Here is a 25,068-nt window from a genome sequence, read left to right on the forward strand (position 1 = left end):
TATTGCGATGACGATGCAGGGCGGGTTCTTCGGCTGGACAAGGGTCGACCAGGGTACGGTCATCGCGCCCGACCAACGATTGAGCTGGCCGCGCACGGTGGGCATCGGCCTACAGCACATCGTGGCGATGTTCGGCGCCACCTTCCTGGTGCCGGTGCTGACCGGGTTCTCGCCCGCCACGACGCTCTTCTTCAGCGGTATCGGCACACTGCTGTTCCTGATCATCACCCGCAACCGGATGCCGAGCTACCTGGGATCGAGTTTCGCGATCATCGCCCCGGTGCTGGCCGCGAGCGCGGCGGAGGGGCCGTCGGCGGCGCTCGGCGGCCTGGTCGTGTCGGGTGCCTTGCTCGCGATCATCGGTGTGATCGCGCATGTCGCGGGCATCGGCTGGATCGAGGCGCTGATGCCCCCGATCGTGACCGGCGCGATCGTCGCGCTGATCGGGTTCAACCTGGCGCCCGCGGCCAAGAGCAACTACGAGCAGGGTGCGGTGACGGCGACGATCGTCCTGGTGCTGCTGGTGTTGTCGGTGGTGCTGTTCAGAGGACTGCTCGGCCGGCTGGCGATCTTCCTGAGCGTGGTGATCGGATATCTGATCGCGTGGTGGCGCGACGAGATCGACACCAGCGCCATCGGCGACGCCTCGTGGGTAGGGCTGCCCGACTTTCAGGGGCCGAGCTTTCATCTGTCGGTGCTGCCGATGTTCCTGCCGGTGGTGCTGGTGCTGGTCGTCGAGAACATCGGTCACGTCAAGTCGCTGACGGCGATGACCGGCATCAACTACGACCGCAGCGTCGGCCGGGCATTGTTCGCCGACGGTGTGTCCACGATGCTGGCGGGCAGCGGCGGTGGTTCGGCCACCACCACCTACGCCGAGAACATCGGGGTCATGGCCGCCACCAAGGTGTACTCGACCGCCGCGTACTGGGTGGCCGGAATCGGCGCGATCCTGCTGGGCCTCTCACCCAAGATCGGCGCGACGATCGCCGCGATCCCGCCCGGGGTGCTCGGCGGCGTCACCACCGCGCTGTACGGCCTCGTCGGCATCCTCGGCATTCATATCTGGGTGAGCAACAAGGTGGACTTCTCCCAGCCGATCAACCAGTTCACCGCCGCCATCGCCCTGATCATCGGCATCGCCGACTACTCCTGGAAGATAGGCGATCTGCAGTTCGGCGGCATCGCGCTCGGCGCCATCGCGGCTCTGGCGATCTATCACTCGATGCGGTTCATCGGCGGTCTGCGTGGCACCGTGGAACCGGACGGACGGTCGGAGGCGGCGCACTGACATCGGGACGGCGCCGCGGGCGGTCGATCGGCGTGCGGCGCGCGGGCCTGATGTTCGCCGTACATGCATTGCCCAAGGTGGGGCGGATAAGTAGCGTCTCAAAGCATGTCGCTCGGTGAGCCGCACCTGTCGTCGACGGTGCCCGGAGAACGAACTCGAACCGACCGCGTCTTTGCGTGGTTGCTGACCGCGATCGTCGCGCTGACGGCGCTGAAAGCGAGCCGCGGACTGTCGATCTCGATGTGGGGCGATGAGGCCATCACGGCGAGCACCGTCTCGCGTGGCTTCTCGGACACCGTTGATGTGCTGCACGAGGCCGACGGCGGATTCGCCGGATATTCACTGCTGATGAATCTCTGGGTGTGGCTCGGCGAGCCGACGGAGGTGTGGCTGCGGCTGCCGTCGTTCGTGGCGGTGGTGGCCACGATCACGCTGGCGGCGATTCTGGCCCGCCGGATCGCCGGAGCCGTGTCGGGTCTTGTCGCCGCGGTCGTGCTCGCCCTGCACCCGGATCTGGTGGGGGTGTACGCGATCGAGGGACGGCCCTACGCGCTCGCGGTCCTGGCGGTCACCGGCGTCGCGGTGATCGTGCACGGTGCGAGCCTCACCGGGTTGACCGCCCGCCGGATCATCGCCGCCGGTCTGCTTGTCGCGGTCGCGGTGAGCCTGCACACCCTCACGGTCCTGGCCTTTGCCGCGATGCTGCCCTGGCTGCTCGGCGCTGTCCGGGCCACGACGTGGACGCGGGCCCGGACGGCGATCGCGGCGGTGGTGCTCGCCGTCGACGCCGGGGTGATCGTGGTGATGCTGATTCTGGCGGTGAGATTCAGCTATCTGCAGAGCTGGTTGACCAATCTCGCGCCACGGGACTGGCCGGACTTCCTGACCACCGTCGCCTCGTTGCCCGCTCTGCTGTGCGTGCTGGGCGGGGCGATCGCGATGGCGGTGTCTCGCCGATCACCGCAGGTCCCCGACATATCCCGTGCCGACGTGTGTGCCCTGATCACGTGGGCGATCGGTCCGACCGTGGTGCTGCTGGTCGGTGGATGGCTATACCGGCCGATGCTGCTCCCGCGCTATGTCCTGTCCTCGGCGGTGGCCTGGGCGGTGCTCGCCGGTATCGCGGTGTCGATCGCCTGGCAACTGGCCGCCCGGCGTTCGTGGGGGCGGGCGGCGGTGCTCGCCGCGGCGGTGCCGGTGATCGCGGTGGTGCTGCTGACTCCCGGTGCCCTGGCCCATGTGGACAAGCCGGAGCAGCCTCGTGAGGCCGCCGAGTGGATCGCCGGGCGGCACGAGTCCGGCGACGGGCTGCTCTATGCGCCGACGTGGAACGAACCGGCCCTGCGCTGGTATTTGACCGAATCGCCCGATGCCGTCCTCGGCGATGACGCGCCGGTCGACATCGCGGCGGGGGAGGCGACCGCGCGGGAGTCCGGGGCCTACTGGACCCCCTCCCGGCCCGAACTCGTACGGGCGGTGGAGACCTCGTCGGTCGGGTCGGTGTTCGAGCAGATCACCGAAGGATACGACCGGATCTGGCTCGTCTCGGTGCCGGGCGCCGACGGCAGGTGGCGGCCCGTCCCCGAAGTCGGTACCCCGTTGAGCGAGGAGCTCACCGAGCGCTGGACCGAGACCGCCGAAAGCCGGGACTTCGGGATGTCCCGGGTGACGCTCTACACGCGTCCCACGGCCTGACCGCGTCAGCGGTTCCGTCGGCCAAGGGCTGCCAGTCTTACAAGAAGTGTCATTCTTGTAACCGTGGCGTCGAAAGACGCCCGGGCGGAGGTCGGCAGGGATGTCATGGTGCCCCCAGCAGGACTCGAACCTGCGACCTAGAGATTAGAAGGCTCTTGCTCTATCCAGCTGAGCTATGGAGGCGGGTGTGCAGCATCACGTGCGACGTGGGCTGACAACCTGACCGAGTATAGCCGGACTTAGAGTGGTCGCATGAACCGTGCGTCGTCGACTGCCCCGACCGCGCCCGGCCGGGATGAGATGCGCGATGAGCGCGGAGTCGTGGCCGGGGTGTGCTGGCTGATCGGGTGGGTCACCGCGATCATCGCGGTTGTGGTCACCTCGGCGAGTGCGGCCTCGGCGATCAAGCTCGCGGGCGTTCCCGACCCCGGGTGGATCACCACCTACGGACTGCCTGTGGTGACCGGTGTCGGCCAGCTCAGTGCTGCGGTAGCGCTCGGAACGGCGGTGTTCGCGGCGTTCTTCGTGCCCGCCCAGGCTGACGGGATCTTCGATATCGGCGGCTACCGGGCGATGCGGATCAGTGCGGTGGCCTCCCTGATCTGGGGTGTGTGCGGCCTGCTCGGGGTGCCGCTGGCCATCTCCGATGTGAGCGGCGAGAGCTTCGCCGAAGCGATCACACCCGCCAACCTCACCAATGCCTACGGGCAGGTGGCCGGTGCGCAGACCTGGCTGTGGACGGCGATCTTCGCCCTGCTGGCCGCAGTGCTGGCCCGCGTCGTGTGGCGGTGGGGCTGGTCGATCGGTGTCATCGTGCTGGTGACACTGAGCCTGATGCCGTCGGCGCTGGCCGGGCACTCCTCGTCCGGTGGCGACCACGACCTGGCCACCAACAGCCTCATCCTGCACATCGTCGGGGCGGCGGTGTGGATGGGCGGCCTCTTCGCGGTCGTGGCCTACGCACTTGCGCACGGCCGCTGGCGGGTCCTGGCCGTGCGCAGGTTCTCCCGCGTCGCGTTCTGGTGCATCCTCGTCGTCGGCGCCAGCGGTGTGATCAACGCGCTGACCCGCGCACCGATCGGCGACCTGCTCGACACCACCTACGGCCGGCTGATCCTGTGGAAGGTTGCCGCATTCCTCGTCCTCGGCGGCCTCGGCGCCTGGCATCGGCGCAGGACCATCGCCGCACTCGAGGCAACCGCGGACGACGCCGCCGACCCGGCCGGTACGGGCCGGTCGTGGCGCACGTCGTTGTTCGTGCGGTTCGGGATCGTCGAGCTCATCGTGTTCGCCGCGACGTTCGGCCTGGCGGCGGGTCTGTCGCGCACCCCGCCGCCGCCCGTCGACACGGCGTCGATCAGCCCGGTGGAATTGAAGATCGGCTACCTGATCACCGAACCGCCCACCTTCGCCCGCATCATGTTCGACTGGCGTTTCGACCTGATCTTCGGCACGCTCGCCATTGTCCTGGCCGTGGTGTACCTGCGTGGTGTGGTGCGATTGCGCCGCCGCGGTGACCAGTGGCCGATCGGCCGCACCGTCGCCTGGATCCTTGGGTGCGCACTGCTGCTGTTCGCGACGTCGTCCGGGCTGGGCCGCTACTCGCCGGCGATGTTCAGCATCCACATGATCTCGCACATGATGATGTCGATGATGGTGCCGGTGCTGCTGGTTCTCGGCGGACCGGTCACCCTGGCGTTGCGGGCGCTCGCACCCGCGGGCAAGGGCAACCCGGCCGGCCCGCGGGAATGGATCCTGGCCGGTATCCACAGCCCCTGGGGCCGGATCGTCACCCATCCGGGGGTGGCCGCGGTGATCTTCGTCGGCAGCTTCTATGTCCTGTACCTCGGCGGGCTGTTCGAGACGGTCATCGACTATCACGCGGCGCACCTGGCCATGAATCTGCATTTCCTGGTGAGCGGCTATGTCTTTTACTGGCTCACCATCGGTATCGACCCCGCGCCTCGCCAGGTCAGTCCGGTCGCCAAACTCGGCATCGTCTGGGGTTCGTTGCCGTTCCACGCGTTCTTCGGGGTCGCGTTGATGATGACGGGGTCGGTGATCGCCGAGCAGTACTATCGCAGCCTGATGTTGCCGTGGCGCTACGACCTGTTCGACGACCAGCGCATCGGCGGCGGCATCGCCTGGGCGGCCGGCGAGATTCCGCTGGTGGTGATCATGCTGGCGTTGCTGGTGCAGTGGCAGCGTAGCGACGAACGCGCCGCCCGTCGCTACGACCGGCAGGCCGACCGCGATCACGACGCGGACCTCGAAGGCTACAACGAGATGCTCAAGTCCCTGAACGACGGCCCCCGGTAGGGCTGACACTATGCCCACCGCGAGTTCACCGGCCACCGCGGGCAGTCCGATGCGCCGGGCCGACCGGCCGAAGGCGATCGAATTCGGGAGTGACCTCGAAGGTTGTCCGAATTGTCGTTAATGCCTGATGATTTGGGTTAGGCGAACCGACGCGACAGGTGGGATCGATACCGGCCACCGGTCGCACCGTAGACTTAACCGGGGCCGACAATGCGACCAGGCGTCGGCTCCCGATCCCGGACAGCGTCCGGCCGTGGGCCGCTCAGGTTCGCCCGGGGATCGGTGCCGGCGGTGCGATTGAGCCGCGGCGTGACGACGAACAACAGGGAATAGGCAGGTCAGAGGACTACCGTGGCCGAGAAGTTCATTTACACCATGAAGCGGGTGCGTAAGGCGCACGGTGACAAGGTCATCCTCGATGACGTCACCATGTCGTTCTACCCGGGCGCCAAGATCGGCGTCGTCGGCCCGAACGGCGCCGGCAAGTCGTCGATCCTCAAGATCATGGCAGGCATCGACCAGCCGTCCAACGGCGAGGCGTTTCTCGATCCCGAGTCCACCGTCGGCATTCTCCTGCAGGAACCGCCCCTCAACGAGGAGAAGACGGTCAAGGGGAACGTCGAGGAGGGGATGGGTGAGATCAAGGTCAAGCTCGACCGTTTCAACGAGGTCGCCGAGCTGATGGCCACCGACTACTCCGACGAACTCATGGAGGAGATGGGCAAACTCCAGGAAGAGCTCGACAACGCCGACGCCTGGGATCTCGACTCCCAGCTCGAACAGGCGATGGACGCGCTGCGCTGCCCGCCCGCCGACTCGCCCGTCACCCACCTGTCCGGTGGTGAACGGCGCCGCGTCGCGCTGTGCAAACTCCTGCTGAGCAAGCCCGACCTGCTGCTGCTCGACGAGCCGACCAACCACCTCGACGCCGAGAGCGTGCTGTGGCTCGAGCAGTTCCTCGCGAGCTATCCGGGGGCTGTGCTGGCCGTGACCCACGACCGGTACTTCCTCGACCACGTCGCGGAATGGATCTGTGAGGTCGACCGCGGCAAGTTGATCCCGTACGAGGGCAACTACTCCACGTATCTGGAGAAGAAGGCCGAGCGCCTGGAGGTGCAGGGCAAGAAGGACCAGAAGCTGCAGAAGCGGCTCAAGGAAGAACTGGCCTGGGTACGTTCGGGGGCCAAGGCCCGCCAGACCAAGAACAAGGCCCGTCTGCAGCGCTACGAGGAGATGGCGGCCGAGGCGGAGAAGACGCGCAAGCTCGACTTCGAGGAGATTCAGATCCCCACCCCGCCGCGCCTGGGTGATGTGGTGGTGGAGGTGGGTCACCTCGACAAGGGCTTCGACGGCCGCATTCTGATCAAGGATCTGTCGTTCACGTTGCCGCGCAACGGTATCGTCGGTGTCATCGGCCCCAACGGTGTTGGTAAGACCACGCTGTTCAAGACCATCGTCGGCCTGGAGGAGCCCGATTCGGGCACCGTCAAGGTGGGCGAGACGGTCAAGCTGAGCTACGTCGACCAGACCCGCGCCAACATCGACCCCAAGAAGACGGTGTGGGAGGTGGTCTCCGACGGCCTCGACTACATCGAGGTCGGTCAGAACGAAATGCCTTCGCGCGCTTACGTCAGCGCATTCGGATTCAAGGGACCCGACCAGCAGAAGCGGTCGGAGGTGCTCTCCGGTGGTGAGCGCAACCGGCTGAACCTGGCACTGACGCTCAAAGAGGGCGGCAACCTGATCCTGCTTGACGAGCCGACCAACGACCTCGACGTGGAAACCCTCGGTTCGCTGGAGAACGCGCTGGAGTCGTTCCCCGGCTGTGCCGTGGTGATCTCCCACGACCGGTGGTTCCTGGACCGGACCTGTACCCATATCCTCGCCTGGGAGGGCAATGTGGAAGAGGGGCAATGGTTCTGGTTCGAGGGCAACTTCGAGGCCTATGAGACCAACAAGGTCGACCGGCTCGGTGCCGACGCGGCCCGCCCGCATCGGGTGACCCATCGCAAACTGACCCGCGACTGATCATCAGCCGTCTGTTGAGGCCGTGCCCGCCGAGCGGGCACGGCCTCAACAGTTTCGGCGGTGTTCACGGTCTCGACGCCCGCGCCCGGTGCGGGGCGTTAGCATCGGAAATCGGAGAGCGGACCGGGAGACGCCCGGTCCCGACTTCCCACCGGTGAGGGTGATATCCGTGCCGCAGCTGACGGTGAACGTCGATCAGGTCGCACCGAGGTACCTCGGTGTTCGGGCCGCAGATCAGGCGGAGGGAGGCTCGGCGGCCGATCCGGCCGCACTCGACCGGGTGCACAGGCACCTCGAGGTCGCCGCCCGCAGACAGCCCGGCGAGACCACCGTGGCGGTGGCCGCATCGGCGGCCGGCGGCGTGGAGATCATCGTCGTCGCAGACGACATGCCTCTGCTGGTGGAGGCGGTCCTGGCCACCGTCGAGGCGCACGCGCTGACCGTCGACGGTATCGACCACCCGGTACTGCCCGTCGTGCGCCGGGCCGATGGTGTGCTGGTCGCGGTCGAGGAGTCGGGTTCGGCGACAGCCGAGTCATGGATCCATGTGCGCGCGTCGGCGGCCAAGGCCGGCATCGACACGTCAGCCTTCGGCGACGATCTGGCCACCGTGATCGACCGGGTCGCCGACGTCCAGCGAGACTTCGGGCCGATGCGGACGGCGTTGCACGAATGCGCGCGTGCCTGTGAGAAGGCGCCGGGCGACACCCACGAGCGGGCCGGGTACGTCGAACTGCTCGACTGGTTCGCGAGTTCTCGATTCACCCTCCTTGGCCACGAATTCGTTTCCACAACAGGTGAACCGACATCCGGCGGGGTCGGGGACCTGGGTATCCGGCGTGCCGATGCGATCGCCGCACTGGCGTGCGCGCCGGTGCGGCAGTGGCCCGTGGTGTCGCGGGTGTACCTGCGCACGGGTATCCAGCGATCGGCCTTTCCGGTGCTGCTCCAGGTTCCGGAATTCGGCGCCGACGGCGAACTCACCGGCGAGCACCGCTTCCTGGGGGACTTCACCACCTGGGGCAGGCACCAGTCGATCCTCGACATCCCGGTGATCGGGCCCAAGGTGACCGATGTGCTGCTTCACGCGGGTGTCGACGCCGATTCGTTTGCGGGACAGTCGATTATCGAACTGTTACAGAACTATCCGCTGGTGGAGCTGTTCTGCCTCAGTGCCGAGGACCTGGCGCTGCGCAGTCGGGAGATGCTCGACGCCGTCGATTCGCGATCCCTGCGATGGTTCGTGCGGGCCACACCGGGCGCGCAGACCGCCTCGGCGTTGGTGTACCTGCCCCGGGACCGGTACACCACGGCAGTACGGCTGAGTGTGCAGCACGAGATCGCCAGCAGTCTGCATGCCACCGACCTGGAGTACACCGCCCGGGTCAGCGAACTGCCGCTGGCGTTGCTGCAACTGCTGGTACGCGTCGATGACACCGAGATCGCGGCACTGGGTTCGCTCGAACCGGGGTCGGCCTCGCACACGCGGATCCAGCAGGCGCTCGCCGACCTGATCCGCGGATGGGACGACCGGGTCCGGGCGCTCGTTCCGGGTGCGGTCGCCGAACTGGCGGCGTTGCCTTCGACGACCCTCGCCGGGGAGGACGGCGCCGAGACCGTGCTGCGGATGGTCCCGACGCTCACCGAGGACTACAAGGAGAGCCGTTCACCCGAGGATGCCGTGGTCGATCTCGCCCACGTCGTCGGCCTGTCACCCGGCGGCATGACCGTCACGCTGCGCGAACACGCCGACTCCGCGCGATGGACGTTCACGCTGTACCTGTGTGGGGAATCGGTCACGCTCACCGATGTGCTCCCGGTGTTGCAGAGCCTTGGTGTCGCGGTCCTCGACGAGCATCCCTACGAGCTGGACCGGGCCGACGGCGTGCCCTGCTGGGCCTACGAATTCGGCGTCACCCTTGCTCCGGGCATCACCAGCGACCCGGACGGCGCCGGCGACCTGGCCACGCGGTTCACCGCCGCCTTCGGAGCACTCTGGCGTGGGGAGGCCGAGGTCGATGCCTTCAACGCGCTGATCGTGCGGTGCGGCCTGGACTGGCGGGCCGTGGCCATCCTGCGGGCCTGCTATCGCTATCTCCGGCAGATCGGTTTCGGCTACAGCACGGGACATTCGGCGACGGTGCTCGGCGATGAGCGGGAGGTGACGCTGGGTCTGGTGGCGGTGTTCGGTGCGTCGTTCGATCCCGACGCCGCCGACGAGGACAGCCGTGCGGCCGCGGTCGCCGACCTGCGCCGCGACATCGGTGCGGTGATCGGACTCGACGCCGACCGCATCGTCTCGGCGTTCGCCGCAGTCGTTCTGGCCGTGGTCCGCACCAACGTCTACGTCACCGACCGGCAGGTGCCGGGCGCGGTGATGTCGTTCAAACTCGACACCCGGGACATCGCACAGGCACCGCAGCCGCGCCCACTGCACGAGATCTTCGTGTACTCGCCGCGGGTGGAGGGCGTGCATCTGCGTTTCGGTGACGTGGCACGAGGCGGTCTGCGCTGGTCCGATCGCCGCGAGGACTTCCGAACCGAGATCCTGGGTCTGGTGAAGGCACAGGCGGTGAAGAACGCGGTGATCGTGCCGCTGGGCGCCAAGGGTGGTTTTGTGCTCAAGCGGGCGCCGGTGGCCACCGGCGACGCCGCTGCCGACCGCGACGCGCTGCGGGCCGAAGGCGTCGAATGCTATCGCCAGTTCATCTCGGGGCTGCTCGATGTCACCGACAACATCGACACCGCGACCGGTGCGGTGGTGCCGGCCCGGTCGGTGGTGCGTCGTGACGGCGACGACACCTACCTGGTGGTCGCCGCAGACAAGGGCACCGCCACGTTCTCCGACATCGCCAACGGCGTTGCCGCACAATACGGATTCTGGCTCGGTGATGCCTTCGCCTCGGGCGGTTCGGCCGGCTACGACCACAAGGCGATGGGCATCACCGCCCGCGGTGCATGGGAATCGGTCAAACGGCATTTTCGGGAGATCGGGATCGACACCCAGACACAGGATTTCACCGTCGTCGGAGTGGGCGACATGAGCGGCGACGTGTTCGGTAACGGCATGCTGCTGTCCGGGCACATCAGGCTGGTGGCGGCCTTCGATCATCGGCACATCTTCGTCGATCCGAATCCGGATGCGGCGCAATCATTCACCGAACGCAAGCGGCTGTTCGATCTGCCGAGGTCATCGTGGGCCGACTACGATCCGGCGTTGATCGGTGAGGGCGGTGGGGTGTGGCCGCGCGACCAGAAGGCCATCCCGGTGAGCACGCAGATGGCCCGGGCGCTGGGCATCGAGGAGAGCACCGGCGTGCTGTCGCCTCCCGAACTGATCAGGGCGATCCTGCTCGCACCGGTGGACCTGCTGTGGAACGGCGGTATCGGTACCTACATCAAGGCCTCCACCGAATCGAACCCGGACGTCGGTGACAAGGCCAACGACGCCATCCGGGTGGACGGGAATCAGGTGCGCGCCACCGTCATCGGTGAGGGCGGCAACCTGGGCGTGACCGAACACGGACGGATCGAGTTCGATCTGGCCGGTGGCCGCATCAACACCGACGCGATGGACAATTCGGCGGGTGTGGACTGTTCCGACCACGAGGTGAACATCAAGGTGCTGCTCGACACCGCCGTCACCGCCGGCACATTGCCCGCCGCGCAGCGAAACCCACTGCTCAGTTCGATGACCGACGAGGTCGCCCGCCTGGTGTTGGCCGACAATATCGCGCAGAACGCCGAACTCGGCTTCTCCCGCAGCGATGCACCCGGCTGGGCCGAGGTGCACGCCCGGTTGTTGGGCTCGCTCGCCGAGCGTGGCGTCGACCTGCGGCTGGAGGCCCTGCCGACGCCGACCGAACTGCGCAAGCGGGTACACGGCGAGACGGGCCGCGCGTTGACCTCGCCGGAGCTGGCCGCCCTGATGGCGCACGTGAAACTGCTCGCCAAGGCCGACCTCCTCGCCGGGGACCTCATCGACAACGACGTCTTCGACGGGCGTCTGGCGCAATACTTCCCCGAGGTGCTGCGCGGTCCGTACGCCGAGGAGCTGCGCACCCACCGGCTGCGCCGGGAGATCGTGGCCACCACCCTCGTCAACGAGGTGGTGGCGCGGGTCGGGATCACCCATCTGTTCCGGCTGGCCGAGGGGTCGGCGGTGGGTTCGGAAGACGGCGTGCGGGCGTTCGTCGTGGTCAACGAGGTGTTCGGCATGGGCGAGGTGTTCGACCGCATCGCCGCCGCCCCCGTCGACGTGCGCACCGTGGACGAGATGCTGAATTACGCGCGCAGGCTGGTGTTCCGGGCATCGCGATGGCTGCTGGCCGGCCGTCCGCAACCACTCGCGGTGGCCGCCGAGATCACGCGCTACTCGGGTCAGGTCGCCCGGCTCACCCCGTTGCTGCCCGGCTGGTTCGGCGAAAGCTCGGCGCGCGACGTCGATGACCGCACGGCCTCCTACCGGGCCGCCGGAGTGCCCGCCGACATCGCACATGACGCGGCGATCAGCCTGCACCGCTTCTGCCTGCTCGACATCATCGACGCCGCCGAGATATCGGACACCGATTCGGCGGAGGTCGGTGCGCTCTACTTCGCGGTGATGGAGCACTTCGGCGTCGAGGGGCTGCTCACCGCGGTCAGTGTCCTCGACCACGGTGACCGTTGGCATGCGCTGGCGCGTCTGGCACTGCGCGACGACATGCACGCGACCCTGCGCGCGGTCACGCTTCAGGTTCTGACGCTCGGCGAGCCGGGGGAGTCCCCGGCGGACATGATCGCCGAATGGGAGCAGTCCCAGTCCTCGCGGCTGGCGCGGGTGCGCTCGATGCTCGCCGAGATCGAGGAGTCCGGAACACTCGACCTGGCGACCCTGTCGGTGGCCACCCGCCAGCTGCGCAGCCTGCTGCGCTGAGGAGCCGTCGCGGATGTGCCGGGCCCGGCACGTAGGGTGGCATAGGTGGTGTGCGGTGCCGGTCACCGACACCCGCAGGCGATGATCGTGAGGAGAGGACCACACGTGCAGGTTGTGGAAGATGAGGGCACCAGGACCGAGCGCGGATATCTGGTGAAGGTACCGGTGCGCTGGTCGGACATGGACGTGTATCAGCACATCAATCATGCCCGGATGGTCACCCTCCTCGAGGAGGCCCGTATTCCGTGGCTGTTCTACGACAACAGGCCCACCGTCACCCTGCGGTCGGGATGTGTGGTCGCGGACCTGCACGTCAAGTACCAGCTGCAACTGCGGCACGACGAGGGTCCGCTGGAGGTGACCATGTTCACCGAACGAGTCCGGGCCGTCGACTTCACCGTCGGATATGAGGTGCGTCCCAAGGGCGGTGCGCCCGAATCGAAACCGGCGATCATCGCCTCCACCCAACTCGTCGCCTTCGACGTCGACACCCAGCGCCTACGGCGGCTGACGCCGGAGGAGAAGGCGTATCTGCACGAGTTCTCCCGGTGAACGGTCCGACACCAGAACGGTGGGTTCGCGCGGCGAGTGAATCGGACCGGACCGATGCGCTCGCCTTCATCGCGCGCGCGGCCCGGATGAGCGATGCGGCCGTGATCAGGCTGCACGGTCGGCCGGACGGCCGACTCGGGCTGTGGACCCACACCGGTTTCGACGTGCTGGCCACCCGGTCCATCGTCGGCGGGTCGGCGCCCGCCGACATCGTCTGCGATGCCGAACAGCTCCGCGCCGTGCTGGCCACGGCGCAACCGGGTACGCTTGCCGACCCCGGATTCACCTTCGGCGGTGCCTGGCAGGGGGCGCTGCCGGCGGCGACAGGCTATACGCACGTCGACGATGTGCCCGCCCGGTCGGTGGTCGAGCTCGCCCGCAGCGGGGCCAGGCTCGCCCGCACCGAGGGCAGCGCACACGGACCGGCGACCGGTTTGCTCGACCAGGGGGTGCTGGAGGTCTCCGCCGGAGCGGGCGAACCGGCGGTCACCATCATCCTGCGGTCGGTGTTCGCGCTGACCGCCATGGGATTTGTCCGCGACGCCGACGGACACGAGGTCACCGACACCTCGGACCTGAACAGGATCGCCGAGGACGAGCCCATCCGGGTCCGGGCGTCGACGGCGTGGATCCGGATCGACGCCCGGTTCGGGTCGGTCTATCAGCGGCGCACCCGTGATCTGAGCGTCACCGCGCTGTAGCGGTGTCGGCGGCCGCGGGAGCCGCCGTCTCGACGAGCCAGGCCGCCGAATTCGCGGGCAGCAGACCATCGGTGAGCGGATAGCTCGACAGCAGCAGCTCGCCCGGCGGCAACTCCACCGGCTCGGCCGTGGTGTTGAGCGCGCAGATCAGATGCCCCTCCGATCGGCGGAACGCCAGGCAGCCGTCCGGTGCGCCGTACCACTCGACCGTGGCGCCGTCGAATTCCTTTCGGGAATAACGTAATTCGATGGCACGCCGGTACAGTGACAGCGTCGAGCCCACGTCTTCGAGCTGAGCCTCGACCGTGAACGGCGCCCACGACAACGGCATCGGCAGCCAGGTGTCGGCGGTCGTGCTGAATCCGTACGGAGGCTCCGAGCCCTCCCACGGCAGCGGCACCCGGCAATTGTCACGGCCGCGTTCGGTGTGACCGGACCGCTCCCACACCGGATCCTGCAGCGACTCGTCGGGAAGGTCGGCGTTCGGCAGGCCGAGTTCGGCGCCGTTGTAGATGAAGATGGAGCCGGGCAGGGCCAGCTCGACCAGGGCCATCGCCCGTGCCCGCAGGATCCCGTCGGCGAGCGCGATCTCGGGGTCGACGCCGTCGGTGATCTCCGGTGCGTACCGGCTCACCTCCCGGTCGACGTCATGGTTGGACAACGTCCACGTGGGGGTGCCGTCGACGCTGAGCACAGCGTCGATCGAGTTCTCGATCGCCGACCGGATCGATTGCGAGTCGAAGTCCGCCTTGGCGAGCCGGAAGTTGAAACCCAGATGCAGCTCGTCCGGGCGCAGATACTCGGCGAAGCGCTCGTTGTCCTCCACCCAGATCTCACCCACATTGGCCGCGCCCGGATAGTCGTCCATCACCGTGCGGATCTTGCGGTGGATGTCGTGCACCGCATAGTTGTTGAAGCGGGGATCGTCGTCGTTGTTCTCCAGCAACCGTGTGGCATCCAGATCCATGTCGGGCAGATCCTCGGGCTTTGCCATGCCGTGCGCCACGTCGATGCGGAAGCCGTCGACGCCGCGATCGAGCCAGAACCGCAGTGTCTTCTCCAGATCCTCGAAGACCTCCGGATTTTCCCAATTCAGGTCGGGTTGCTCCGGCGCGAAGATGTGCATGTACCACTGGCCGGGCGAGCCGTCGGCCTCGGTGACCCGGTGCCAGGCGGGGCCGCCGAACACGCTCTGCCAGTTGTTGGGAGGTTCGTCGCCGCCCTCGCCCCGTCCGTCGCGGAAGATGTAGCGGCCTCGCTCGGGGCTGCCCGGTCCGGCCGCCAGCGCTGCCCGGAACCATGCGTGCTGGTCACTGGTGTGATTGGGCACCAGATCCATCGTCACCCGGATGTTGCGGGCATGGGCTTCGGTGATCAGCTCGTCGAACCGCGCGATGTTCCCGAACACCGGATCGATGTCGCGGGGATCGGAGACGTCGTACCCGTGATCGGCCATCGGCGAGCGCATGATGGGGCTCAGCCAGATCGCGTCGATGCCGAGCAGTTCCAGATAGCCCAGCCGGCTGATGACACCGACGAGGTCGCCGACGCCGTCGCCGTCGGCGTCGGAGAACGAGCGCGGATAAATCTGGTAGAAGACCGCGTCGCGCCACCATGTCGTGTCGGAGGTGTCGAGCTGAGTGGCGGCAGGACGATCGGCGGCACCCTCCGGATACCCGGTGGTGTCCGGCTCCGGCGTATCGACGGCGACGGGCTTATCGACGGCGGCGGGCGCATCGACGGCGTCCGGCATCACCTCGTCGGGAGTCGGCTCGGCGGGGGCGTCAGGGGTGCTCTGGTCGCTCACGACCGTAAGTTTGCCCTAACAGTGCCGTCGGTCCTAACCACGACTCACGCCGTGTTGCGTCCGAATCGTGCGGAATGGGGCAGCTCACCCCGCTTCGGCGGGCGTTGTCCGCCCCGCTCAGATCGCCGAGTTCATCATCATCTGTGCGGCCATTTCGACGTACTCGGTCAGTGCCCGCCGGTGTGCGGCGTCCAGCGTCGAGTCGTCGATCGCCGCGATCGCGGTACGCATACAGCGCAGCCACGCGTCGCGCTCGATCGGGCCGATATGGTACGGATTGTGGCGCATCCGCAGCCGAGGATGGCCGCGCTGGTCCGAGTAGGTGCGCGGACCGCCCCAATACTGTTCGAGAAACATCCGCAACCGCCGCTCCGCGGGACCGAGGTCCTCCTCGGGATACATCGGTCGCAGGATCTCGTCGCCGGCCACCTCCTGGTAGAAGCGGGCGGCAATGCGGGCGAACGTGTCGGCACCGCCCACCGCGTCGTAGAAGGTCTGCTCTGCGGGAGCCGGTCCGGGGCTGTCGGAACTCACGCCCACCATTGTCCCGGTAGTCGGGCGAGGCAACAAACGCCGTCGGCCGATCGGTCACCCGAAAGTTCGCGCGCGACGGTCACGTGTTGTTCACGTGATCGACCAGCGCCAACGGGTGTATTACCCGTGCATCCGGTGCGCAACCGTGGTCAACTGGTCAACGGGCGAGCACAGCGACGGGAAATGTGACCGTCCGATGCTGACCCGGGAGACGGTATGACGCGAACAGCGCAACACAGCCCACGAGACGACGGTGCGCGGGCACGGATGACAGTGGTCTCCGGGACCGGCGACGGCCGTTCGGCGGCCGACGACGGGGTCCGCGCCGCACCGTACTGGGGCCGTCGCCGGGTCCTGCTGCTCAATGCCACCTTCGAACCGCTGACCGCGGTCACCATCCGGCGGGCGATCGTACTGGTGCTGCGTGATCGCGCCGATGTCGTCCACGCGGATGCCGCCGGCACCAGCGTGCATTCGGAGGGGATGGCGATCCCGGTGCCGACCGTGATCCGGCTACGTACCTACGTGCGGGTGCCGTACCGGGCGTCGGTGCCGCTGACGCGTGCCGCGCTGATGCACCGCGACCACTTCCGCTGCGGATACTGCGGTGCCAAGGCCACCACCATCGACCACATCCTGCCCCGCAGCCGGGGCGGTGGACACAGCTGGGACAACTGTGTGGCGTGCTGCGCGAACTGCAACCATCGCAAGGCCGACAAGCTGCTCAGCGAACTCGGCTGGTCGTTGCCGATCCCCCCGGCCGCCCCCAAGGGTCGGCATTGGCGGCTATTGGCAACCGTCAAGGTCATCGACCCGGACTGGGTGCAATACATCGACGCCGGCGCCGCCTGAGCGGGTGGCCCCCGGCGCCGGGGCACGGTCTACGACACTGCGTAGGGGTAAGTGCTCGCCGCGGCGTCGCGTGGTCTAGATTGATCACCTATAAGGTGCACCACACTGATCGGAAGGGTGACATGGAAGACCTGATCGTCCCAATCGGAGTGCCCATCACAATCGTTTGTGTGCTGCTGGTCGCGGCATGCGTTGTGTCGATGGCGTTCTCCGGTGGGCTCAAGTACCCCAAGGTGCAGATTTATACCCTTGACCAGAAGTGGACCCACAAGCCGCTGCTGTTCAGCGCCACCGACATCGCGCCGATGACGCTGGAGCGGCACGCGGAACCCGAGGATGTAGACGGAGGTACGGCAAGTGGCAAGTGGTGACCTGGCACACAACAACGGTGATCTGACGACCGCATCGGGCGCACTGCCGATGGGCACGGTCATCACCAGCAGCGGCCGGGTGTCGGCCGCCCGGTTCCCGGGCGATGCACCCACCACGCCGCCGTTCAGCCGGGACGATCTGGTCGCTCTCGACGACGCGCTCAAGGAGTCGAGCGAGGTCGCGCAGGTCCGTTTCTCGGTCTTCATCGGCGATCTCGGTGCCGATGCGGTGTCCGACGCCAAGGCGATCCTCGGCAAGGCTCCCGAACCGTACAACGGCGCGCTCATCGCCGTCTCGCCCAACACCAAGGATGTTGTCGTGGTGTCGGGCAAGGACGTCGCCGACCGCGTCAACGATCGCGTCGCACAGCTCGGCGTGTCCGCGGCCATCACCAGCATTCGTCAGGGAAATCTGATCGACGGACTGGTTGCCGCGTTGCATGTCATGGCCACTGCCGCGGCCGCGTCCTGACAGACGGACTGGTTGCCGCGTTGCATGTCATGGCCACTGCCGCGGCCGCGTCCTGACAGACGGACTGGTTGCCGCGTTGCATGTCATGGCCACTGCCGCGGCCGCGTCCTGACAGACGGACTGGTTGCCGCGTTGCATGTCATGGCCACTGCCGCGGCCGCGTCCTGACAGACGGACTGGTTGCCGCGTTGGCTATCGCAGTGGCGGACGCCCGCTGACGTACAAGCCACTTCGGCCGCCCATCCATCCGGATGGGCGGCCGAAGTCGTCTGGGTGAGAAGTCGTCTGGGTGAGATGCCGTCCGGGTGATGTGCGGGCTACGCCCCGGTGACCTTCGCGGCGGCGGTTGCGGCGGGCACAGCCACGAAGTCACCGGTCTGGACCGCGCCTGCCGCGGTGGTCTTGGCCGCGTCGTCGTCGCCCGGCAGATGCAGCTGGTCCTCGTCGAGCATGGTTTCCTCGTTGAACGGATCCTCACCACGCAGCACCGAGTTGACACGATCCTTGTCGACGGTGCCGGTCCAGGACCCGACCAGCAGGGTCGCGACGGCGTTGCCGGAGAAGTTGGTGACCGCGCGCGCCTCCGACATGAAGCGGTCGATTCCGACGATCAGGCCGACACCGTCGAGCATCTCCGGCCGGTGCGCCTGGAGGCCACCGGCGAGGGTGGCCAGCCCGGCGCCGCTGACACCGGCAGCACCCTTGGAGGCGATGATCATGAAAGCCAGGAGACCGATCTGTTCGCCGATCGACAGCGGATCGCCCATCGCGTCGGCGATGAACAGCGAGGCCATCGTCAGGTAGATCGCGGTGCCGTCGAGGTTGAACGAGTACCCGGTGGGAACCACCACACCGACGGTGGTCTTTTCCACGCCGATGTGTTCCATCTTGGCGATCAGTCGCGGCAGCGCCGACTCGGACGACGAGGTGGCGAAGATCAGCAGGTATTCGCGGGCCAGGTAGCGAACCAGGCGGATGATCGAGAAACCGGTGACGGTGCGCAGGAGGGCGCCGAGCACACCGAACACGAAGATGAGGCACGTCAGGTAGAAGGCGAGCATCAGCACCAGCATCTGGCCGACGGCCTTCCAGCCGGTCTGGCCGACGACGTTCGCGATGGCGCCGAACGCTCCGATCGGTGCCATCCACAGGATCATCGTCAGCACTTTGAAGACCAGCTTCTGCAGGTAGGCGATTGTGGTGAGAATCGGTTCGCCCACCTTGCCCATGCCCTGGATGGCGAAGCCCACCAGCAGGGCCACGAACAGTGCCTGCAACACGCTGCCCTCGGTGAGGGCGCTGAACATCGATGTGGGGATGATCGATTCGAGGAACTCGATGGTGCCGCCGGCCTCGTGGGCCTTCTCGGCGAGTGCGTCGCCCTGACCGGCGACCGATGCGATGTCCAGGCCGTCGCCCGGTTTGATGATGTTGCCGACGATCAGGCCGATCGCGAGCGCAAGAGTGGACATGCACAGGAAGTAGACGAACGCGAGCCCGCCGACCTTGCCGACGGTGGCCGCCTTACGCACCGATCCGATGCCGAGCACGATGGTGCAGAAGATGACCGGCACGATCATCATCTTGATGAGGTTGACGAACATGGTGCCGAGGAAGCCGATGTCCTCGCCGACACCGGGGGCCACCAGGCCGACGATCACGCCGCCGACGACGGCCGCGATCACCGCCAGGTACAGCCAATGCGTACGGTCGCGCTTCTGCACCAACCGCTCCGGTGATGGTTCCGGTGTGGATTCCCCGGACCGTGATCTGAACCCCATTGTTCCCGCCTTTCTCCTGTGACTCCGTGTACTTCGAGCGCTGTTACGAGAAGAATTGTCGGATCACAACGTGAGTCCGGTCACGGTTAAGTTCATTACGTTCACCGATCCACAACGGGAGGAGGGTGCGTGCGCAGGCTGGTACCCCGGACTCTGGCCGGTCAATCGGTCGCGGCCGCGCTCGTCGTCGTGCTGCTGCTCGTGGCCGGTGCGAGCACGCTGGCGGCGTTCGACGCACGCCGGGACGCCACCGACTCCGCCCGTAGGCAGGTGACCGCGGTGGCGTCGACCCTGGCTGACATGCCCGAGACGGCGCGGGCACTCACCTCCGAGCGGCCCGGCATGGCGCTTCAGGAGATCACCGAACGGGTGCGTGAAAGCACCGGCGTCGCCTTCATCACCATTATGGGCACCGACGGCACCCGATTCACCCACACCGACCCAGACCGGATCGGAGAGAAGTACCTGGGCAATACCGCACAGGCGCTGGCCGGGCACGTGTACACCGAGAAATACACGGGAACGCTCGGTCCGTCGATCCGCACCGTCGTTCCCGTCGTCGCCGATGGACGGATCGTCGGGCTGGTGTCGGTCGGTATCACCGAGCAGACCCTTGCGCAGGGCTGGCGCTCGCAGCTGCCGCTGATCATCGCTATCGCTGTCACCGCCCTGATCGCCGCGGGTTTCGGTCTGTGGCTGGTGCGTCGGCGACTGTTGCGGGCCACCGGCGGACTTGCTCCCCGTGACCTGCGGATCATGTACGAACATCACGACGCGGTGTTGCACGCTGTGCGCGAGGGGCTGATCGTCATCCAGGACCACCGGATCGTGCTGGTCAACGACGAAGCGATCCGGCTGATCGGCGACCTGCAGCCCGACCTGGCGGTCGCCCCGGACTTTCTGCGTGAGTCCGGACCGGTCCGAGACGACGAACTCGTCGCCCACCGGGGCCGCATCCTCGTGGTCAACAGATCGCCGGTGCCGGGCCGTGCGGCATCGGCGGTGGTCACGGTGCGTGACCGGACCGAGTTGTCGGAGGCGATGGGGGAGCTCGATTCGATGACCCGGTTCGCCGAGGCGTTGCGCTCACAGGCGCACGAGTCGGCCAACCGGATGCACACCATCGTCGCGATGATCGAGATGGGCCGCGCCGGCGACGCGGCGCAGATGGCGACCACCGAACTCGAACTGTCCCAGCAGCTCATCGACACGATGACCGAGTCCGTGCACGAACCGGCGCTCGTCGCGTTGCTGCTCGGCAAGAGCGCGCAGGCCTCCGAGCGCGGGATCTCGTTCACACTCACCGAGGAATCGCAGGTCGATGATGCGGCGATGGCGGTGCTCTCGCCGCGCGACGTGGTGACCGTGGTGGGCAATCTCGTCGACAACGCACTGGATGCCGCCGACCCGGACGATCCGTGGGTGGAGGTGACGGTGACGGCCGACGATGCGGGGGTGCGGATCGTCGTCGCCGACAGCGGTCCGGGCATGGACCTGGAGACGCTGGCGGCGGCGCAGCACCGCGGGTTCTCCACCAAGGACGGTGGCGACGAACGGGGCCGCGGCCTCGGGTTGGCGCTGGTGACGCAGGTGGTTGCCGCGCACCGCGGGCAGTTGCGCGCCGAGAACACCTACGGGTCGGTGGTCAGCGTCGTGATCCCGGCCGATCCGAACGAGGCGGGGGAAGTGTGATGATTCGGGTGCTGATCGTGGAGGACGACCCGCTGATCGCGGCCGCACACCGCGACTACCTCGGCCGCATCGGTGGATTCGAGGTGGTCGATGCGGTGACAACTGCGCAGCAGGGACTGCGCACGGCAGCGGAGGCGGCCGCAGCCGGAGAACCGATCGGGCTGGTTCTGCTGGACCTCGGGCTCCCCGACGCGAGGGGTGTGGATCTGGCCGCCGCGCTGTCGGGAGTGCGTCCCGAACCCGATATCATCGCGATCACAGCACAGCGTGATCTCGCCAGTGTGCGCAGCGCTATGGCCCATGGGGTCCTGCTGTACCTGCTCAAACCGTTCACCTTCGCCGGGTTCCGGGAGAAGATCGGCCAGTACCTGCGCTACCGGGACGCTCTCGGTGCCGGCGGTGACGCGGTGAGTCAACGCGAGGTGGACGAAGCACTGGCGATCCTGCGTACCGCTGATGGCCGCGGCACCGCGCGCAAGGGTTCGGCACCGGCCACAGAGGATGCCGTCGGCCGTGCCGTCCAGGACTCCGGCGGTGGACTGACTGCATCGGAAGTTGCTGCGGCGGTAGGTAGTTCACGGGTTACGGCGTGGCGGTACCTGGAACGTCTGGCCGACGACGGCACCGTCACGCGGATCACCGAATACGGCAACACCGGCCGGCCGCAGATCCGCTACCGGTGGCGGCGCTGACGCTCCCTAGGTCCAGTCCATCGCGGCGGCCCAGTCCTGGCCCTCGGAGATCGCGGCCATCGTGTTCTGGCCGTCCAGCGCCTCACGGATGATGTCGGCATGCCCGCTGTGGTGGGCGTACTCGCGGATCTTGTTGAGCACCATCATGCGTACCGACTCCCACGTGCGTTCGGGCGCCCACGGCGCGGTCGGCTGGGGGATCAGATCGTCCAGGCTCGGCACGTCGATGATGACGGCGTCGAGGGCCTCGGTGGCGGCGTCGAACTCGGCCAGCACGGCTTCGAAGGTCTCGTCGGGGAGAAGGTCGTAGTCGTGTTCGAGTCTTGTCATGTCGAGTGTGGCGTTCTCGTCGCGTTCGGTGATCACGCTCGCGGTACCGCGAGCGCCCGAGGCGAGATGTTTGACCAGGCCGCCGAGTGTCAGCTCGCTGACCGTGGTGCGCTGCCGCGCCTGCACCTCGGTCAGGTTGCGCACGGTGACGCGGAACAGGTTGCGCTGGTCGGCGAGAACGGTCAGCAGCTCACGCTTCTCGCCGGTGACGTCGGGGACGGTGACTGCGGTGTAGAGGCCCATCGGATGCTCGTTTCGTCGGTTCGGACTCTGACCTCTCCGACGCTACGAGCCATAGCGGACACCTTCGGTCCGTGTTCGTCGATCGATCCGGGTGGCCGAGGACGGATGTCCTTCGGCCACCCGGATCGGGTGCGTCAACTCGCGTCGAACACCTGGTTGCGCTGCGAGCGGGCGACGCCGTCGCGGCCCTCGGAGATCAGCCGGCGCAGGGCGGCCGGATGTTCTTCGGCGAGGAAGGCGTCGGCGGCGGCGATCGCCTCGTCGTTGATCGCCCAGGCCGGGTACAGGCCCAGTACGACGGTCTGTGCGACCTCGCTGGAGCGGCGTTCCCAGATGCCGGAGATCGCGGCGAAGTACTTGGCGACGTAGTCGCCGAGCAGGTGGTCCTGGCCGGACCGGGCGAATCCCTCGATGAGGGTGCGGGTGTAGATGTTGGCCAGCTCGTCGTTCTCGGTGGCCTGAGTCCACGTGTGCGCCTTGGCCTCGGTGAGCGGCCGCGACGCCCGGGCAGCCGCGGCCTGCCGGGTGCCGGCGGCGGTGTTGTCGCGCTGCTCGTCGGCGTCGATGAGCGGTGTCGACTCCGGATCGGTGTCGATCGCGCCGGCGGTGGCCGCCGCGCGCACCAGCTTCCAGCGCAGATCGGTGTCGACGGTGAGCCCGGACAGGCCGTGCGTCGCCGGATCGTCGCCGTCGAGAAGCCCACGGACAACCGGGATCTGGTCGTCGTTGAGGCGTCCGGCGAGCAAGGTGTTGACGAAGGCCAGCTGGTGATCGGAACCGGCATCGGAGGCCTGGGCGAGTTCGAGCAGGCGAGCCGAGAACGCCGGCCAGCCGGTCGAATCGGCCCACGCCGGATCGGCGTAGGAATCGAGTGCGGTGGTGGCCTGCAACAAAACCCGCTGCACCACACCGATTTCCGACTCGGCGGCGATGCCGGCCGAGACGAGCGCAACGAAGTCGCGGGCCTTCATCTCCGCCTGCCTGGTCATCTCCCAGGCCGCCGACCAGATCAGCGTGCGCGGCATCGAATCGGCGATATCGCCCACCCGTGAGGTCGCGGTGGCCAGCGATTCGGGGTCCAGACGCACCGACGCGTACGTCAGATCGCCGTCGTTGAGCAGCACCAGCGCACCGCGTTGGACCCCCACGAGATCCGGAACCTCGGTGGCGGCGCCGTCGACGTCGAGTTCGACGCTGTGGGTCCGCTCCAGCTTGCCCGAGCCGGTGTCGTCGTAGATGCCCACCCGAAGCCGGTGTACGCGGGTTTCGCCGGCGCCGGGCTGCGCGCCGTCCTGCACGATGGTGAACCGGGTGAACCTGCCGTCGGCGTCGACGTCGAAATCAGGTCGGATCACGTTGATACCGGTGGTCTTGAGCCACTGGCTGCCCCAGTCCGACAGATCGCGACCCGACGAACGTTCGAGTGCGGAAAGAAGATCGGAGAATGTGGCGTTGCCGAATTTGTGTGCCTGGAAGTAGTCGCGCAGACCGGCCAGGAACGGCTCGAGGCCCACATAGGCGACCAGTTGCTTGAGCACCGAGGCGCCCTTGGCGTAGGTGATTCCGTCGAAGTTCACCTCCACCGCGGCGATATCGGGGATGTCGGCCGCCACCGGATGTGTCGAGGGCAGCTGATCCTGCCGGTAGGCCCATGACTTCTCGACGTTGGCGAAGGTGGTCCACGCGCTGGTGTACTCGGTGGCCTCGGCCTGGCACAGCACGGAGGCGAACGTCGCGAAGGACTCGTTGAGCCACAGGTCATCCCACCAGTCCATGGTGACCAGATCGCCGAACCACATGTGCGCCATCTCGTGCAGCACCGTCTCGGCCCGGCGCTCGTAGAGGGCTTTGGTCACGCGGGAGCGGAAGACGTAGTCCTCCAGGAAGGTCACCGCACCGGCGTTCTCCATCGCGCCCGCGTTGAACTCCGGGACGAAGAGCTGGTCGTACTTGCCGAACGCATACGGGATACCGAAGTTCTTGTGGTAGAAGGCGAAACCCTGCTTGGTCTCGGTGAACAGCCTGTGGGCGTCCATGTACTCGGCCAGCGACGCGCGGCAGTAGATGCCCAGCGGGATGGTGCCGTGGTCGTCGGTGTAACTGTCGGTCCACTCGGCGTAAGGGCCCGCAATGAGCGCCACCAGATAGGTGCTCATCGGGGCGGTCTCGGCGAACACGTGCCTGCCGTCGACCACCTCCACCGTGGCTCCGTTGGAGATCACCTTCCAGTCGGCCGGTGCGAGCACCGTCACCGAGTAGGTGGCCTTGAGGTCGGGCTGGTCGAAGCAGGCGAACATGCGCTTGGCGTCGGCGGTCTCGAACTGCGAGTACAGGTAGACCGCGTTGTCGGTGGGATCGACGAAGCGGTGCAGGCCCTCACCGGTGTTGGAGTAGGCACAGTTGGCGACGACGGTCAGTTCGTTGTCGGCGGCCAGATCGCCGAGTCTGAGCCCCACCGACTCGTCGAAACCGCTCACGTCGACAGGCGTGCCGTTGAGGGTCGCGGACACCAGCTCCGGTGCCACCAGGTCGATGAAGGTGCTCTCGCCCGGTGTCGCGGTGAAGCGGACGGTGGTGGTGGAGGCGAACGTCTTCTCGCCGGGTGCGCCGGCACCGTCGGTGAGGTCGAGGTCGATGGCGTAGTGGGCGACGTCGATGATCGCCGCGCGGGCACGGGCCTGGTCTCTGGTCAGATTGGGAGCGGTCACCCCCGCAAGCTTAGTGGCCGCCCCGGAACGGGTCTGGCGATACGCTCGGCCCGGGGTGGAATCAGCGCGGCAGCGGCGGGGTTGA

17 protein-coding genes and 1 tRNA gene are annotated in these 25,068 nt (G+C 67.3%); 12 read left to right on the forward strand and 6 right to left on the reverse strand.

Annotation, left to right across the window (positions count from 1 at the left end; translation table 11 throughout):
- Positions 1-13 precede the first annotated feature (13 nt).
- Both GII31_RS08705 and GII31_RS08710 read left to right on the forward strand, forming a co-directional pair.
- Positions 14-1,291, forward strand: a complete 1,278-nt coding sequence (locus GII31_RS08705; RefSeq protein WP_213250068.1) for a uracil-xanthine permease family protein — start codon at positions 14-16, stop codon at positions 1,289-1,291.
- Between the two features lie 105 nt (positions 1,292-1,396).
- Entirely contained in the window at positions 1,397-2,986 is a 1,590-nt protein-coding gene (locus GII31_RS08710; RefSeq protein WP_213248626.1) for a glycosyltransferase family 39 protein, read from the forward strand.
- Positions 2,987-3,092: 106 nt separating this feature from the next.
- On the opposite strand, the gene GII31_RS08715 is transcribed toward GII31_RS08710, so the two are convergent.
- A tRNA-Arg gene (locus GII31_RS08715) sits at positions 3,093-3,169 on the reverse strand.
- A gap of 69 nt (positions 3,170-3,238) precedes the next feature.
- Here GII31_RS08715 and GII31_RS08720 point away from each other — a divergent pair.
- The 5 genes from GII31_RS08720 to GII31_RS08740 all read left to right on the forward strand — a co-directional run bounded on the left by GII31_RS08720 (position 3,239) and on the right by GII31_RS08740 (position 13,501).
- Positions 3,239-5,305 carry a bifunctional copper resistance protein CopD/cytochrome c oxidase assembly protein gene (locus tag GII31_RS08720; protein ID WP_260840386.1) on the forward strand — a complete coding sequence of 689 codons (2,067 nt, stop codon included), beginning with the start codon at positions 3,239-3,241 and terminating at the stop codon, positions 5,303-5,305.
- Positions 5,306-5,656: 351 nt separating this feature from the next.
- On the forward strand, positions 5,657-7,333 hold the full coding sequence (ettA, locus tag GII31_RS08725) for an energy-dependent translational throttle protein EttA (protein WP_213248630.1): 1,677 nt from the start codon (positions 5,657-5,659) through the stop codon (positions 7,331-7,333).
- Positions 7,334-7,496: 163 nt separating this feature from the next.
- On the forward strand, positions 7,497-12,248 hold the full coding sequence (locus GII31_RS08730) for an NAD-glutamate dehydrogenase (RefSeq protein WP_260840495.1): 4,752 nt from the start codon (positions 7,497-7,499) through the stop codon (positions 12,246-12,248).
- 81 nt (positions 12,249-12,329) lie between these two features.
- Positions 12,330-12,800 (forward strand): acyl-CoA thioesterase, encoded by a 471-nt coding sequence (locus GII31_RS08735; protein ID WP_213248632.1) that lies wholly within the window; start codon positions 12,330-12,332, stop codon positions 12,798-12,800.
- Entirely contained in the window at positions 12,797-13,501 is a 705-nt protein-coding gene (locus tag GII31_RS08740; RefSeq protein WP_213248634.1) for a hypothetical protein, read from the forward strand. Before GII31_RS08735 ends, GII31_RS08740 begins: the two co-directional genes overlap by 4 nt.
- Here GII31_RS08740 and GII31_RS08745 read toward each other — a convergent pair.
- Together GII31_RS08745 and GII31_RS08750 are read right to left on the reverse strand one after the other, a co-directional pair.
- Positions 13,488-15,254 (reverse strand): glycoside hydrolase family 13 protein, encoded by a 1,767-nt coding sequence (locus tag GII31_RS08745; protein ID WP_260840496.1) that lies wholly within the window; start codon positions 15,252-15,254, stop codon positions 13,488-13,490. The genes GII31_RS08740 and GII31_RS08745 overlap by 14 nt on opposite strands.
- A 171-nt stretch (positions 15,255-15,425) precedes the next feature.
- Positions 15,426-15,851, reverse strand: a complete 426-nt coding sequence (locus tag GII31_RS08750; RefSeq protein WP_213248636.1) for a globin — start codon at positions 15,849-15,851, stop codon at positions 15,426-15,428.
- Between the two features lie 258 nt (positions 15,852-16,109).
- Here GII31_RS08750 and GII31_RS08755 point away from each other — a divergent pair, with 258 nt between their 5' ends.
- From GII31_RS08755 to GII31_RS08765, 3 genes are all read left to right on the forward strand, one after another.
- The gene (locus GII31_RS08755) at positions 16,110-16,694 is read left to right on the forward strand and encodes an HNH endonuclease (RefSeq protein WP_213248638.1); all 585 of its coding nucleotides are present in this window, start codon (positions 16,110-16,112) and stop codon (positions 16,692-16,694) included.
- A gap of 122 nt (positions 16,695-16,816) precedes the next feature.
- The gene (gene ctaJ, locus GII31_RS08760; RefSeq protein ID WP_213248640.1) at positions 16,817-17,065 is read left to right on the forward strand and encodes an aa3-type cytochrome oxidase subunit CtaJ; all 249 of its coding nucleotides are present in this window, start codon (positions 16,817-16,819) and stop codon (positions 17,063-17,065) included.
- Positions 17,052-17,537: a DUF5130 domain-containing protein gene (locus GII31_RS08765; protein ID WP_213248642.1), complete on the forward strand. Its 486-nt coding sequence runs from the start codon at positions 17,052-17,054 to the stop codon at positions 17,535-17,537. The genes ctaJ and GII31_RS08765 overlap by 14 nt, the downstream gene beginning before the upstream one ends.
- A gap of 317 nt (positions 17,538-17,854) precedes the next feature.
- Here GII31_RS08765 and GII31_RS08770 read toward each other — a convergent pair whose 3' ends face one another.
- Positions 17,855-19,318 carry a cation:dicarboxylate symporter family transporter gene (locus GII31_RS08770; protein ID WP_246222176.1) on the reverse strand — a complete coding sequence of 488 codons (1,464 nt, stop codon included), beginning with the start codon at positions 19,316-19,318 and terminating at the stop codon, positions 17,855-17,857.
- A 129-nt stretch (positions 19,319-19,447) separates the two neighbouring features.
- On the opposite strand from GII31_RS08770, the gene GII31_RS08775 reads away from it, so the two are divergent.
- The gene (locus GII31_RS08775; protein WP_213248644.1) at positions 19,448-21,010 is read left to right on the forward strand and encodes a sensor histidine kinase; all 1,563 of its coding nucleotides are present in this window, start codon (positions 19,448-19,450) and stop codon (positions 21,008-21,010) included.
- Complete coding sequence (locus tag GII31_RS08780) at positions 21,010-21,702, forward strand: response regulator (protein WP_213248646.1); 693 nt, start codon at positions 21,010-21,012, stop codon at positions 21,700-21,702. Before GII31_RS08775 ends, GII31_RS08780 begins: the two co-directional genes overlap by 1 nt.
- Before the next feature lie 6 nt (positions 21,703-21,708).
- Here the strand turns inward: GII31_RS08780 and GII31_RS08785 are convergent, their stop codons facing one another.
- Together GII31_RS08785 and pepN are read right to left on the reverse strand one after the other, a co-directional pair.
- Entirely contained in the window at positions 21,709-22,275 is a 567-nt protein-coding gene (locus GII31_RS08785) for a mycothiol transferase (RefSeq protein ID WP_213248648.1), read from the reverse strand.
- Between the two features lie 134 nt (positions 22,276-22,409).
- Positions 22,410-24,983 carry an aminopeptidase N gene (gene pepN, locus GII31_RS08790; protein ID WP_213248650.1) on the reverse strand — a complete coding sequence of 858 codons (2,574 nt, stop codon included), beginning with the start codon at positions 24,981-24,983 and terminating at the stop codon, positions 22,410-22,412.
- Between the last annotated feature and the right edge of the window lie 85 nt (positions 24,984-25,068).

The sequence above is a fragment of the Gordonia pseudamarae genome (assembly GCF_025273675.1).
GTDB lineage: Bacteria > Actinomycetota > Actinomycetes > Mycobacteriales > Mycobacteriaceae > Gordonia > Gordonia pseudamarae.

Excerpts from the sequence above, each read along its gene's own strand:
- GII31_RS08770 (WP_246222176.1), bottom strand. The coding sequence starts at position 19,318 with ATGGGGTTCAGATCACGGTCCGGGGAATCCACACCGGAACCATCACCG.
- GII31_RS08705 (WP_213250068.1), top strand. The coding sequence starts at position 14 with ATGCAGGGCGGGTTCTTCGGCTGGACAAGGGTCGACCAGGGTACGGTC.
- GII31_RS08710 (WP_213248626.1), top strand. The coding sequence starts at position 1,397 with ATGTCGCTCGGTGAGCCGCACCTGTCGTCGACGGTGCCCGGAGAACGA.
- GII31_RS08735 (WP_213248632.1), top strand. The coding sequence starts at position 12,330 with ATGATCGTGAGGAGAGGACCACACGTGCAGGTTGTGGAAGATGAGGGC.
- GII31_RS08785 (WP_213248648.1), bottom strand. The coding sequence starts at position 22,275 with ATGGGCCTCTACACCGCAGTCACCGTCCCCGACGTCACCGGCGAGAAG.
- GII31_RS08745 (WP_260840496.1), bottom strand. The coding sequence starts at position 15,254 with ATGCCGGACGCCGTCGATGCGCCCGCCGCCGTCGATAAGCCCGTCGCC.
- ctaJ (WP_213248640.1), top strand. The coding sequence starts at position 16,817 with ATGGAAGACCTGATCGTCCCAATCGGAGTGCCCATCACAATCGTTTGT.
- GII31_RS08780 (WP_213248646.1), top strand. The coding sequence starts at position 21,010 with ATGATTCGGGTGCTGATCGTGGAGGACGACCCGCTGATCGCGGCCGCA.
- GII31_RS08750 (WP_213248636.1), bottom strand. The coding sequence starts at position 15,851 with ATGGTGGGCGTGAGTTCCGACAGCCCCGGACCGGCTCCCGCAGAGCAG.
- GII31_RS08720 (WP_260840386.1), top strand. The coding sequence starts at position 3,239 with ATGAACCGTGCGTCGTCGACTGCCCCGACCGCGCCCGGCCGGGATGAG.
- GII31_RS08755 (WP_213248638.1), top strand. The coding sequence starts at position 16,110 with ATGACAGTGGTCTCCGGGACCGGCGACGGCCGTTCGGCGGCCGACGAC.